Origin of the sequence: Streptomyces sp. A 4/2 (assembly GCF_940670765.1) — a bacterium.
In the GTDB taxonomy this organism is placed as follows: domain Bacteria; phylum Actinomycetota; class Actinomycetes; order Streptomycetales; family Streptomycetaceae; genus Streptomyces.
In genome coordinates this window covers 170,800-185,284 of record NZ_CALNVW010000050.1, presented here as the reverse complement: position 1 = coordinate 185,284, position 14,485 = coordinate 170,800, and the positions used below count along the sequence as shown (strand labels likewise).

The following is a 14,485-nucleotide window of genomic DNA, read 5'->3' as shown; positions in this document are numbered from 1 at the left end:
CCACGCGCCCTCCCCGCTATCGAGGCTGCCCCGGAGAAGGACGGACTACGAGACCGCCTGGCTGGGGAGTCCGCAGTGGCACGCCGGTCCCTCGTCGGGGAGTTGGTACGGGCGCAGGTCGCCGCCGTACTCGGCTTCGCCGACGCCACCGCTGTCGAGGCGGCTGTTCCGTTCAAGGCTCTCGGGTTCGACTCCCTCACCGCTGTCGAACTACGTAACGGCCTGGCAGTGGCAACGGGACTCAGCCTTCCATCGACGCTCGTGTTCGACTATCCGACGGCCTCGGCCCTTGCTGAGTTCCTGCTGGGCGAGCTGGTCGACGACTCGTCCGACGGGAGTCGCGACGCCGACGCCGAATTGGACCGTCTCGAAGCGACACTGCTGGCCCTGCCCGCACAGGAAGTTACTCGCATGCGGGTGGCCTCGCGTCTGCAACAGCTAATGAAACGCCTGGAGACCGGCGCGAGCGAGGGCAGTTCCGGTGACATCTCGGCAAAGATCGAAGCCGCCACATCCGACGACATCTTTGCCCTTATTGATAACGAGATCGGGACGCGGTGAGCTTGATGGGCAACGAGGACAAGCTTCTCGGCTACTTGAAGAAGGTCACCCTCGAACTGCACGAGACCAAGCAGCGGCTCCGTGAGGTGGAGTCCACCGGAGATGATCCGGTGGCCGTGGTCGGGATGGGATGCCGCTTTCCGGCCGGAGTGGATTCGCCCGAGAGTCTGTGGGGTCTGCTTGCGGGCGAAGTCGACGCGATGGGCGACTTCCCTGCGGACCGGGGTTGGGGTACCGAGAGTGGTATCGGCGGTTTTGTGCAAGGTGTGGCGGACTTTGATGCTGCTTTGTTCGGGATTTCGCCGCGTGAGGCGTTGGCGATGGATCCGCAGCAGCGTCTTCTGCTCGAGGTGGCGTGGGAGTCCCTGGAGCGTGCGGGGATAGGCCCGATGTCCCTGCGCGGACGACCGGTTGGTGTGTTCGCGGGGACGAACGGCCAGGACTATCCGGGATTGCTGGCGATGACGGGCGAGCCCGTCGACGGCTATGGGGGGACCGGGAGTTCGGGGAGTGTGCTCTCGGGTCGGGTGTCGTATGTGTTGGGGCTTGAGGGTCCTGCGGTGACGGTGGATACGGCGTGTTCGTCGTCTCTGGTGGCGATGCATCTGGCGGCTCAGTCGTTGCGTTCGGGGGAGTGTTCGCTGGCGTTGGCCGGTGGTGTGACGGTGATGTCGACGCCGGGCGCCTTCGTCGAGTTCGCCCGCCAGGGCGGCCTGGCCGGTGACGGACGGTGCAAGGCGTTCTCCGACGACGCGGACGGCACCAGCTGGGGGGAAGGCGCCGGCGTTCTCGTACTGGAGCGGTTGTCGGACGCTCGGCGCCATGGGCATCCCGTACTGGCTGTGCTACGGGGCAGTGCGGTCAATCAGGACGGTGCGTCGAACGGCCTCACCGCGCCCAACGGCCCCTCCCAGCAGCGGGTGATCCGGCAGGCTCTGGCTGATGCCGGTCTGTCGGCGTCGGACGTGGATCTGGTGGAGGCGCACGGCACGGGTACCTCTCTGGGCGACCCGATCGAAGCGCAGGCGTTGCTGGCCACCTACGGGCAGGGGCGGCCGGAGGGGCGGCCGTTGTGGTTGGGGTCGGTCAAGTCGAACATCGGTCACACCCAGGCCGCAGCAGGTGTGGCCGGTGTCATGAAGGTGATCCTCGCGCTCCAACACCGCCTGATGCCCGCATCGTTGCATGTGGGTACACCGTCGTCGCACGTGGACTGGTCAGCAGGTGCGGTGGAGTTGCTGGCAGAGGCGCAGGAGTGGCCGGATGTGGACCGGCCGCGCCGGGCAGGTGTGTCATCCTTCGGCATCAGTGGGACGAACGCACACGTGATCGTCGAGGAGCCGCCTGCGCCTGCTTCCCCTCCCGCGAAGTCGGACACGGAGGGCGCGGGCGACTCGACCGATGATGCTGTGGTCCTGCCGGTCGTGCCGTGGGCGATCTCGGCGAAGGCGCCTTCGGGTGTTGCTGCGCAGGCATCAAAGATGCTCTCCGCTCTGAGCGGCACCCACGGGCTGACCGGCACGGATGTCGGTTTCTCGTTGGCGACGACGCGTACGGCGTTGGAGCATCGTGCGGTGGTGCTCGGTTCGGATGTGGCCGAGTTGTGCTCGGGTCTGGGTGTGTTGGCTGCTGGTGAGTCCTCGCCTGGTGTGGTGCGTGGAGTCGCGGGATCTGGTCTCACCGGGTTTGTCTTCTCCGGACAGGGAGGCCAACGGCTGGGCATGGGGCATGAGTTGGCCGCCGACTTTCCGGTCTTCGGGCAGACCTTGGGTGAGGTGTGTGGGCATTTCGACGTGCTGCTCGACCGTCCGTTGCGTGAGGTGATGTTCGGGGACGGAGACGGGGAGGCGCTGCGGCGGACGGGATGGGCGCAGCCCGCGCTGTTTGCCATCGAGGTGGCGTTGTTCCGGCTGGTGGAGTCGTGGGGCCTGGTCCCCGATTATGTGGTGGGCCATTCGGTGGGCGAGTTGGCTGCCGCGCATGTGGCCGGTGTGTTGTCCCTGGGGGATGCGTGCCGTTTGGTGGCTGCGCGTGCCCAGCTGATGGAGGCGTTGCCTGAGGGTGGTGCGATGTGGGCGGTGCGGGCGTCTGTGGAGGAGGTCACGCCGCTTCTCGTCGACGGCGTGTCCATCGCGGCGGTGAACGCTCCTGGTCAGGTGGTTCTGTCCGGCGAGCGCGCGGCTGTCGAGTCTGTTGCCGCGTCTCTCCCGGGTCATGAAGGGCGTTGGCTGGAGGTGAGTCACGCGTTTCACTCGGCTCTGATGGATCCCATGTTGGAGGCGTTCGGCGACGCTGCCTCTGGCATTGAAATGCATCGCCCGCAGATCCCCGTGGTGTCCACCCTGACGGGTGAGTTGGTGGAGGAGTTCACCGGCCGGTACTGGGTGGATCAGGTACGCGGCACAGTCAGGTTCGCCGATGCGGTGACCCGACTCCAGGCCCTGGGCGTATCCCGGCTCGTAGAAGTCGGTCCTGACGCAAGTCTGGTGGGCGCGGTCGGCGAGACCTGCGGCGATGACGCGCTGGCCGTTCCGCTGTTGCACCGTAAGCGTCCCGAGCCGGGCACGGTTGTCACCGCGCTCGCCCGGTTGTGGGCGGACGGCTGTTCCGTCGACTGGGAGGCGTTCTACGCGCCGACCGGTGCCTGCCGTACCGAGCTGCCCACGTACGCCTTCCAACACCAGCGTTACTGGCCGACCGCTCGTCTGTCCGTCGGCCCGCACCGGTTCGGATCCACCCGCGCCGGGCACCCCCTGCTTCAGGCCGTGATCTCGCTGGCCGGCTCGGGCGATGTGCTCCTGCTCGGCGGGCTTTCGACTCAGGCGCAGCCCTGGCTGGTCGACCACCAGGTGGCGGGCCGGATCGTGTTCCCCGGGACCGGTTTCCTGGAACTCGCGCTCTGTGCGGGGGACCGTGTCGGCTGCGAGCGGGTCGAAGAGCTGACCATCACGACGCCTCTGGTCATTCCCCCGACCGGCGCCGTGCATCTCCAGCTCCTGGTCGGCCCGCCGGACGGCGAGGGGCACCGTCCGTTGCAGGTGTCGTCGCGCCACGACGACGATCCGGCTGAGCAGTGGACCCACCACGCCGGCGGGATGCTCGCTCCTGCGGCGGACGAGGCCGCCTTCGAGTTCGCCCAGTGGCCACCGGCCGATGCCGAATCCCTCGATGCGACCGAACTGTACGAGGGGCTGGCGGGCGTCGGACTTCAGTACGGGCCGGTCTTCCGTGGGTTGCAGCGGGCGTGGCGGCGTGATGGCGAGCTCTTCCTGGAGGTCCTGCTGCCCGATCCCGAGCAGGGGGACAAGGATCCCTTCAATCTCCACCCGGCCGCTCTGGACTCCGTGCTGCACTCGATGGCGCTCGGTGGCGCTCTCGGGGAGGCCGCATCCGCATCTGCATCCGTATCCGGTGCCGGATACGACACCGGTGACCGTGAGCCGGGGCGACTGCCGTTCTCGTGGGAAGGGGTGGCGCTGCACGCGGTGGGTGCCACCGCGCTCCGAGCCCGTCTGATGCCCACCGGGCCCGAGACGGTAACCCTTCAGGTCGCCGATGCGTCCGGTCGGCCGGTGGCCACGGTGGATTCGCTGACGCTCCGGCCGATGGCCGTGGATACCCTCGCAGCCGGACCGGCCGACGGCATGGTGCGTGACGCGCTGTTCCAACTGGACTGGACCCAGGTCCCGGCTCCGGAGACCGCCCCGACCAGTTGGGCGGTCATCGATACGGACACTTACGAGGACTCGCCGGGGCCGGGCGGCGACCGGTACGCGGATCTGGACGCGCTGCGTGCTGCGCTCGACGCGGGCGCTCCCGTGCCGGACGTGGTGCTGACCGGGATCGGAACAGCGACGGAACACGGTGGCGCCGACGTCGTACAGGACACGCACGACGCGGTACTGCGAGCCCTGGAGCTGATTCAGGGATGGCTGGGAGACGAGCGGTTCGAGGGGAGCAGGCTGGCCTTCGTGTCGGACGGCGCGGTGGCGGTCCGAGCCGGGGACGGGGTCACCGACCTGCCCGGAGCGGCGGTCTGGGGACTCGTACGGTCGGCGCAGTCCGAGCACCCAGGGCATTTCCAGCTCATCGACACCCCACTGCGCGGAACCACCTTCCCGAACGCAGCCCCGAACGCGGCCCCGAACTCGTCCCCGACCACTACTCCGACCGCTGTCCCGACCCTCTCTGCAGCCGCCACGTCATCGGCTCTCCGTTCCGCCGAGCCCCAGATCGCCGTGCGGGACGGCGCCCTGTTCGCCTGCAGACTCGGCCGGGCCTCGGTGCGGCAGGGGGGCCGGCCGCCGCAGGATCAGCCGACGCCGATGTGGGACACCACGGGCACCGTCCTGGTCACCGGCGCGACCGGCCAACTCGGCGGCGTCCTCTGCCGCCACCTGGTGGCCGTGCACGGCGTACGGCATCTGCTCCTGCTCAGCCGCCGGGGATCCGCGGCGCCGGCTGCGGCCCAACTCGTCGCCGACCTGACGGAACTCGGTGCGCACGTCACCCTGGTCGCGTGCGACGCGGCCGACCGCCCGGCGCTCGCGGCCGTACTGGCGGACATCCCCGCCGACCGCCCGCTGACCGGCGTCGTGCACACGGCCGGAGTGCTCGCCGACGCGACGGTGACCTCGCTGACCCCCGCGCAGGTACGGCGGGTACTGCGCCCCAAGGTCGACGCGGCGGTGAACCTGCATGAACTGACGCGTACCGCACCGCTGTCGGCATTCGTCCTGTACTCCTCCGTCTCCGCCGCCCTCGGCGCACCGGGACAGGGCAACTACGCCGCCGCGAACTCCTTCCTGGACGCCCTCGCCGCCCACCGCCGGGCCGAAGGTCTCGCCGGGCTCTCCCTCGGCTGGGGCCTGTGGGCCCCTGCCGGGGCGGGCGACATGACCGGCGGTCTCGACGAGGCGGATCTGCGCCGGATGGCGCGTGGCGGTGTCGTCCCGCTGTCCGCGACGGACGGCGTCGCGCTCTTCGACCTCGCGCCGTCGGCCGGGCGAGCCGCGCTCCTGCCCGTACGGCTCGACCTCGCCGCGCTGCGGGACACGGCCGACCACCTCCCCCCGGTGTTCCGCGCCCTGGTCCGCAGGCCCCGCAGGCGGGCCGCGGAGGCCGCATCGGCCACCTCCGCCTCGCTGGTCGAGCGACTGAGGCAGTTCTCCGTGGAGGAACGCACGGAAGCAGTACGCGAGTTGGTCCGCGCGCAGGCGGCCACCGTGCTCGGCCACGACACGGCTGACGACGTGGCCCTGGACCAGCCGTTCCGCGACCTGGGCATCGACTCGCTGACCGCAGTCGAATTGCGCAACCAGCTGAACGCCATCACCGGGCTCCGGCTGTCCGCGACGCTGGTGTTCGACCATCCGACCGCGGCGGCCGTCAGCACGCACGTCCTGGAACGGCTGCTCGGCGCCGAGCAGGACCCGGCGAGCCCCGCCCCCTCCCCGACCGGGGCGGCGGCACGGCGAACCGAGGACCGCATCGTCATCGTCGGGATGAGCTGCCGGTTCCCCGGCGGCGTGCGGAACCCCGACGACCTGTGGAACCTGGTGATATCCGGCGCCGACGGGGTCACCCCCTTCCCGGAGGACCGTGGCTGGGACCTGGACGGGCTGTACGACGCCGACCCCGACGCGGGTGGCGCCAGCTACGTCCGCGAGGGCGGATTCCTGCACGACGCCGCAGACTTCGACGCCGCCTTCTTCGGGATCTCGCCGCGCGAGACGGTGGTCATGGATCCCCAGCAGCGCCTGCTCCTCGAAACCTCCTGGGAGGCCGTCGAGTCGGCGGGGATCGACCCCTCCACGCTGCGGGGCGGGCGCACCGGAGTGTTCGCCGGTGTCATGTACCACGACTACCTCGCCCGGTTGCAGACCGTTCCCGAGGGGGCCGAGGGCTTCCTCGGCACCGGCTCCGCGGGCAGTGTCGCCACCGGCCGGGTCGCCTACCTGCTCGGCCTGGAAGGGCCCGCGGTGACCATCGACACCGCCTGTTCCTCGTCGCTGGTCGCACTGCACCTGGCGGCGCAGGCGCTGCGGGAGGGCGAGTGCGCGACGGCTCTGGCCGGTGGTGTGACGGTGATGGCGACCCCCGGTACGTTCGTCGACTTCAGCCGCCAGCGCGGGCTGGCCCCCGACGGCCGGTGCAAGTCGTTCGCCACCGCGGCCGACGGCACCGGGTGGGCGGAAGGCGTCGGCATGCTGCTCCTGGAGCGGGAGTCCGACGCGCGGCGCAACGGGCACCGGATCCTCGCCGTCGTCCGGGGCAGCGCGGTCAATCAGGACGGCGCGTCCAACGGGCTCACCGCACCCAACGGCCCGTCCCAGCAGCGGGTGATCCGCCAGGCACTCGACCGCGCGGGGCTGCGCCCGGCCGAGGTGGACGCCGTCGAGGGTCACGGCACCGGTACGGTGCTCGGCGATCCGATCGAGGCGCAGGCGCTGCTCGCCACCTACGGCCAGGACCGCCCGGACGGTGAGCCGTTGTGGCTGGGGTCGATCAAGTCGAACATCGGCCACGCCCAGGCGGCGGCCGGTGTCGGCGGGATCATCAAGATGGTGCAGGCGATGCGGCACGGAGTACTGCCGCCGACCCTGCACGTCGATTCGCCGAGCGAGCAGGTCGACTGGTCGGCGGGCCAGGTGGAGCTGTTGTCCGAGGCGGTGCCGTGGAACCCGGCCGGGCGCCCCCGACGGGCGGGTATCTCCTCCTTCGGGATCAGCGGAACGAACGCCCACGTCATCCTGGAAGCCCCGGACGACGCCTCAACGGCCGCCCCGGAGAAGGCAGTTACGTACAAGGGCCCGGTGCAGGAGCCGCCCGTGGTCCCGCTGCTGGTCTCCGGTCGGAGTGAGGACGCCGTACGGGCGCAGGCGGCGGCCCTTCGAGAGCACCTGACGCGCCATCCCGGGCTCACACCGCTCGACGTCGGGTTCTCGCTCGCCACCACCCGTACGGTCTTCGAGCACCGCGCCCTCGTACTCGGGACCGACCGGGACACCGCACTGGCCGCCCTGGGCGCCATCGCTGCCGGTGGCACCGTGCCCGAGGTGACGCGCGGCCGGTCCGCCGAGCGGCGCATCGCGTTCCTCTTCACCGGGCAGGGCAGTCAACGCCCGGGAATGGGACGGGAGTTGTACGCCTCATCGGCCGTCTTCGCCGAGGCGCTGGACGCCGTGTGTGCGCACTTGGACCCGCTCCTCGCCCCGCACTTCGACCGGCCGCTGCGGGAACTGCTGTGGGACGAGGAGCCATCGGGGTCCGGAGCCCACGCGCTCGACGGGACCGGCTGCGCGCAGCCCGCCCTGTTCGCCGTCGAGGTGGCGCTGTACCGGCTGCTCGAATCCTGCGGTCTGCGCCCCGACCACCTCGTGGGCCATTCCGTCGGCGAGCTGGCGGCGGCGCACGTGTCCGGTGTGCTCACGCTGGAGGACGCCTGCCGGCTGGTGGCGGCACGTGGCCGGCTGATGCAGGCGCTGCCGCCGGGCGGCGCGATGGTCGCGCTGCGTGCGGCCGAGTCCGAAGTCCTGCCCCTGCTCCGGGACGGGGTGAGCATCGCCGCCGTCAACGGGCCGGACGCCGTCGTACTGTCCGGTGACGAGGCCCCGGTACTGGCCGTGGCCGGGCACTTCGCGGACCGCGCGAGCAAGCGGCTCCGGGTGAGCCACGCCTTCCACTCGGCCCGGATGGAACCGATGCTGGAGGAGTTCCGCGCGGTCGCCGAGTCGGTCACCTACCATCCGGCCCGGATCCCGATCGTGCCGACGCTGGGTGCGGACCTCGCCGGCCGGATCGGGGAGGCCGACTACTGGGTACGGCAGGTACGCGAGGGCGTGCGCTTCCACGACGCGCTCGCCCACCTGCGTGCGGAGGGCGTCACCGGCTTCGTCGAACTCGGTCCCGACCCGGTACTGACAGCGGCCGTCCAGGAACTCGAAGAGGCCACCACCGGCATCGGACAGGACGCCGGTACGGGTATGGGTGCGAGTACGGGTACAGGGACCGGCAACGGCACCCATGACGGGGCCGGTGACGCGTCGGTGGACGGGCTGCGCCGGACCCCGCCGTTCTTCGCCGCGTCGGTGCTGCGCCGTGGCCGCCCCGAGGCCCGGACACTGGGGACGGTGCTCGGCGGGCTGCTCGCGTACGGCACCCGGGTCGACCGTACGGCGCTCTTCGCGCGCAGCGGCGCCCGGCAGGTCGACCTGCCCACCTACGCCTTCCAGCACCGGCGTTACTGGGCCGAAGGCGGTCCGGCTCCTGCGGCACCGGCCGGTGCCGCAGGTGGCACACATCCGCTGCTCGGTGCGTGCATGCCGCTGCCCGACGGGGGATTCGTCTGCACCGGGAACCTCTCGTCGGCCGCCCACCCGTGGCTGGCCGACCATCTGGTCGACGGAGCCGCGGTCGTACCGGGCACCGCGCTGCTCGAACTGGCCATTCACGCGGGCGATCACACCGGCTGCCCCCGCGTGGACGAACTGGTCCTGGCGGCGCTGCTCTCCCTCGACCACTCGCGTCCCCGCCGGGTCCAACTGGTGACGGGGCCCGCCGACGAGTCCGGAGACCGTACGGTCCAGCTCTTCTCTCACTTCACCGAAGGCGACGCCAACGGCGGTTCGGCGGACGGGGAACCGTGGACCCTCCACGCGACCGGAACCCTGACAGCTGCCGGAACAGCCGCCGCCACAGCCGCCGCCACAGCCGCCGCCACAACGGCCGGTACGGAGCCCGGTACGAAGGCCCGTACGGAGCCCGACCCGTTCGACGCCACGGTCTGGCCGCCCGAGGGCGCCCTTGAGGTGCCCGTCGACGGCCTCTACGACACGCAGGACAGCGAGCGCGACGGAGACCGCGACGGGGACCACGGCGGAGAGCCCGCGCGTCCCGTGACCGGTGTGGCCTACGGACCCGCCTTCCGGGGGCTGCGCGCCGCCTGGCAGCGCGAGGGCGAGCTGTACGCGGAGGTCGCCCTGCCCGAACCGGTACACGACGACGCACCGCGCTACGGTCTGCATCCCGCCCTGCTCGATGCCGCCCTGCACGGCCTGGCGTACCTGCTGCCGGGCGCGGCCGGACGGCTCGTACCGTTCTCCTTCAGCGATGTCGAGCTGCACGCCCAGGGCGCCGCCGTACTGCGCGTACGGCTGACGGCGACCGGTACCGAACAGGTGGCCGTCAGCGCCGCCGACGTTTCCGGCGGGCCGGTGCTCTCGGCCGGTTCGCTGACCCTGCGCCCGCTGGCTGCCCCGGCCCACGGAACCGTCTCCCGGACGGGCTCCCGTGCCGCCGCTCCCACCGACTCCCGCACCGGCGACTCGATGTTCCGCGTGGAGTGGACCCGGGCAGTGCCCGAAGGAAGCGACAGCGGCAGCGCGGTCCGGGACTCCCGGCGCTGTGTGCTGGTCGGCTCAGACGTCCTGGGGATCGCGGGTCCGCTCGCCGAAGCGGGCGTTCCGGTGGAGTCCTTCGTGGATCTCGATGCCCTGACGGCCGCCGTGTCGACCGGGATGACGCTCCCCGAGATCGTCCTGGTCTGCTGCGCGGGCCGCGCCGGGAGCGACCCCGCCGACGCGGTACGGGAGGTCACGGCCACGGCGCTCACCACGGTGCACTCCTGGCTGGCGGAGACACGGTTCGCGGGCTCCCGGCTGGCGTTCGTGACCCGGGGCGCACTCGGTACGCACGGCGGGCGGCCCGACGACCTCGCGTCCGCACCCCTGTGGGGCCTCGTACGGACCGCGCAGTCGGAGAACCCCGGCAGGTTCGTGCTCGTGGACATCGACGGCAGCACCGGCTCCGTGCTCGCCCTGCCCGCCGCACTCGACACTGCTGAGCCCCAACTCGCCGTCAGAGACGGCGTATTGAACAAGGCGCGGCTGGTCCGGTGTGCCGTTCCCGAGCAGCGGCGACCGGGCTCCGAGTGGGACCCGGAAGGCACCGTCCTCGTCACCGGCGCCACCGGCGCCCTGGGCGGACTGGTCGCCCGGCACCTCGTCGCCGGGCGGGGCGCCCGGCACCTGCTGCTCCTCAGCCGCAGTGGGCCGGCCTCCCCGGCGGGCGAGAGCCTGCGGAAGGAACTCACCGCGCTGGGCGCGGACATCACCCTGGTCGCCTGCGACGCGGGGAACAGGGACGCCCTCGCGGCCGTACTGAAGGCCGTGCCGCAGGAGCACCCGCTCACCGCGGTGCTGCATCTGGCGGGCGTACTCGACGACGGGGTGATCGGCTCGCTCACCCCGGACCGGTTCGACACGGTGTTCCGCCCCAAGGTCGACGCGGCGCTGAACCTGCACGAGCTGACCCGGTCCGCGCCGCTCGCCGACTTCGTCCTCTTCTCCTCGTCGGCGGCGACGTTCGGCACACCCGGCCAGGCCAACTACGCCGCTGCGAACGCCTTCCTCGACGCCCTGGCCGAACAGCGGACCGCCGACGGCCTGCCCGCCACCTCGCTCGCCTGGGGTGCCTGGGAGCACGGGATGGCCGGGCGGCTGGACGGTGTGGACCGCAACAGAATGGCCCGCGGCGGAGTGCTCGCCCTCGGCGACGAGGAAGGGCTCGCGCTCCTCGACGCGGCGCTGCGCGTCGACGCCGCGTCGCTCGTCCCCGTACGCATCGACACCGCGGCCCTCGGTGCCCACCCGGCCCCGTTGCTGAGCGGCCTCGCCCGCCCGGCGGCGCGCCGCGTCGCGGCCACGGGCGGGACCGGGCCCTCTCTGGCCGGGCGGCTGCGCGGGCTGGACCGGGCGGGGCGGCGGCGCGAAGTGCTCGCGGCGGTGCGCGGTGCCACCGCGGCCGTGCTCGGGCACGCCTCGCAGGAGGCGGTCGAGCCGGACCAGGCGTTCCTCGAACTCGGCCTCGACTCACTGACCGCCGTGGAACTGCGCAACGCACTGGCCGCGGCGACCGGCCTCAGGCTGCCCGTCACCGTGACCTTCGACCACGCGTCCCCGCTCGCCCTCGCCGTGCATCTGGAGGCCGAACTGGGCGGCGGGGACACGTCGGAGACCACGGGGGCGGGGATCACCGGGGCGGAGACAGCAGGAGACGCTGCGGTGGCGCGGCCCGGCCGGTCCGCACCGGACGAGATCATCGGACGGCTGTTCCGTCAGGCCTGCGAGGACCGGCGGCTGCGCGAGGGCTTCGAGCTGCTGCAGAGCGTCGCCAATCTGCGCCCCACCTTCACCGATGCCGCCGAGGTGAGCGAACTGCCCACCTCGGTCCGCCTCGCCAGAGGTCCGGCGCCGGTCCGGCTGGTCTGCTTCAGCTCCCAGGTGGCGCTCGCAGGTGTGCACCAGTACGCGCGGTTCGCCTCGGCGTTCCGCGATGTCCGGGACGTCGTCGCCCTCGCGGTCCCCGGGTTCGCCGACGGCGAGCCGCTGCCGGCCACCGACGAGGCGCTGGTGGGGCTGCTGGCCCGGATGGTGCGCGAGCAGGTCGGCGACGAGCCGTACGCCGTGCTCGGGTCCTCCTCCGGGGGCATCCTGGCGCACGCCACGGCCGCCCGGCTGGGCGAGGAGGGCCGGGCCCCCCGGGGTGTGGCGCTGCTCGACACCTACGTACCGGGTGACGACTCCCTCGGCCAGTTCGAGGACCAGCTCCTCGGCGGGATGTTCGAGCGCGAGGCCGGCTTCGCCCGGATGGACGCGGCCAGGCTGTCGGCGATGAGCTGGTACTTCAACCTGCTGGGCGACTGGGCCCCGAAGCAACTCGCGGCGCCGGTACTGCTGGTGCGGGCCGGGGAGCCCATGGCCGGCGGGGAGTCGCTCGCACCGGAGCAGTGGCAGACGCAGTGGACGGCGGCGGACACCGTCGTGGACGTCCCCGGGAACCACTTCACGATGATGGAGGACCTGGCGGGCACGACCGCCCGGGTGGTCGACGACTGGCTCCGCACCCTGGAGGCGTGACGGCTCTGGCCGAACCCCGCAGCCCACCCCGACCGGACCGGACCGGACCGGACCCGACCGGACCCGACAGGACCGGACCCGACCGGACCGGGACAACGAGGCGAGCCGTGTCGCTGCTCGGGGGAAGTCGCAGCGACACGGCTCTTTCGGCCGTGCGGACGGCCGTTCGTGGGGGCCGGATCAACCGGCCGGTACAGCAGCGGAGTTGACCGGAGTCACTCCTGCCGGGGGGCCCATTGGAACCGGCGGATGGCGACGACCGCCCCGGCCGTGCCCCAGATCAGCAGCACCGCGAAGTTCTTCCACGGCACCCCCGAGTGCTCGGCGAACGCACTGAGCAGGGCCTCGTTGAACGGCCGCACCGGCAGCGCCGCCGAGATGCTGTTCAGCGTGCCGGAGTGGATCGGCATGTACGTGCCGGAGATGAAGACCAGCGGGAAGAGGATCAGCTGCACGACCGACGGCGCGGCCTCGGCGTTGCGGATCAGGGAGGCCACCGCGACCCCCAGGGCGCAGAAGCTGGCAGACCCCAGTACGAGGGTCACCGCGATCGCGGGCCACTGGGAGCCCGCCGGGAACGGGACCCCGTAGAGCCTGCCGACACCGATGATCAGCGCGACGTCCACGATGCTGACGACGATGCAGTGCGCGAGCAGCCCCAGGAAGTAGATGTACGTCGGCAGGGGCGTCGCCCGCACGCGCTTGAGGATGCCGTTCTGCCTGCGGGTCGACAGCACGATCGCCAACTGGCTGTAACAGGCGCCCAGTACGGAGACCGCGGCGACGGTGGAGACGTAGTACTGGAGCGCCGACCGCCCGTAGAAGAAGTCACTGCTGCCCACGGCGCCGAACAGCGCACCGAAGATCGCGATGACCACGACCGGGAAGAGGAAGGTGAAGAACGCGCTCTGCGGATTACGCCAGAAGGTGAGCTGCTCGTAGCGGATCTGGTGCCACAGCAACGCCCAGTCACGGTGCGGGGACCGGCGGACGTCGGCAGCGGCGGTGACGGTACTCACCGTGCGCTCCTCTCCAGTGTGTGTTCCGGTGCGCCTGCGCCCTGGTCCGTCAGATGCAGATAGACGTCCTCCAGGCTCGGCCGGTCGACCGACAGCCGGTCGAGGACCGTGCCCCGGTCGAGGGCCCAGCCGGTCAACTGGTGCAGCGTCCGCGTCGGTTCGGCGGACTCGACCACGATCAGCCCGTGTGCGGGCTCGGACATCCCGTGCGCGGGTGCGGCGTCGACCGGGAGGTCGGAGAGCGCGCACCCCTCGGGCAGGGCGAAGCTGATCCGGGCCTTGGCGGTGTCCCGGCCGCCGAGCGTCTCCGGCGTCCCCTCGGCCACGATCTCGCCCTTGGAGATCACCGCCACCCGGTCCGCCAGCTCCTGGGCCTCTTCCATGTAGTGCGTGGTGAGCACGATGGTCATCCCGGCGTCGCGCAGATCGCGTACGAGCTGCCAGGCACCCCGGCGCGCGTTCGGGTCGAAGCCCGTCGTCGGCTCGTCGAGGAAGAGCACGCCCGGGTTGCCGATGATGCCGAGCGCCAGGTCCAGGCGCCGCTTCTGACCGCCGGACAGCGCTCTGACCTTGCGGTTCTCCTGACCGGCGAGGTCGACCAGCGTGATCACTTCGGCGACGTCACGCGGCGACGGGTAGTACCCCGCATTGCGCGCGATCGTCTCACGGACCGTCAGATACGGTTCCACGGCGATGTCCTGGAGCACCAGGCCGATCCGCTCGCGCAGAGCCCGTTCCGTGGAGGTGTCACCCGGATCGAGCCCCAGCACCTCGGCGCGACCGCTGTCCCGGGTGCGGAAGCCCTCCAGGATCTCCATCGTGGTGGTCTTCCCGGCGCCGTTGCGGCCGAGCAGCGCGAATATCTCCCCGTGCTCGACGGAGAAGCTCACCCCGTGCACGGCCCGCAGCGTGCCGTACGTCTTGTGCAGGTCCTCGACCACCACCGCGCTAGACATGCGCGACCCGGCCCGGGTGCGGGTGGCGGCG

Annotated in this window: 4 protein-coding genes; 2 read left to right on the top strand and 2 right to left on the bottom strand. The window is 71.6% G+C overall.

All coding sequences use genetic code 11. The annotated features are described in order from the left end of the window. The coding region (locus NBY69_RS33500) for an acyl carrier protein (RefSeq protein ID WP_250305738.1) at positions 1 to 561 on the top strand (561 nt) is incomplete at its 5' end. Further along, on the top strand, positions 558 to 12,479 hold the full coding sequence (locus NBY69_RS33495; protein ID WP_374211369.1) for a type I polyketide synthase: 11,922 nt from the start codon (positions 558 to 560) through the stop codon (positions 12,477 to 12,479). The genes NBY69_RS33500 and NBY69_RS33495, both read left to right, overlap by 4 nt. A 215-nt stretch (positions 12,480 to 12,694) precedes the next feature. On the opposite strand, the gene NBY69_RS33490 is transcribed toward NBY69_RS33495, so the two are convergent. Together NBY69_RS33490 and NBY69_RS33485 are read right to left on the bottom strand one after the other, a co-directional pair. Beyond that, a complete protein-coding gene (locus NBY69_RS33490) occupies positions 12,695 to 13,498 on the bottom strand; it encodes an ABC transporter permease (protein ID WP_250305736.1) in 804 nt (267 codons plus the stop codon). Next, the gene (locus tag NBY69_RS33485) at positions 13,495 to 14,454 is read right to left on the bottom strand and encodes an ABC transporter ATP-binding protein (RefSeq protein WP_250305735.1); all 960 of its coding nucleotides are present in this window, start codon (positions 14,452 to 14,454) and stop codon (positions 13,495 to 13,497) included. Before NBY69_RS33485 ends, NBY69_RS33490 begins: the two co-directional genes overlap by 4 nt. Between the last annotated feature and the right edge of the window lie 31 nt (positions 14,455 to 14,485).

Coding starts and splice junctions, on each gene's coding strand:
- NBY69_RS33485 (WP_250305735.1), bottom strand. CDS start 14,454: ATGTCTAGCGCGGTGGTGGTCGAGGACCTGCACAAGACGTACGGCACG.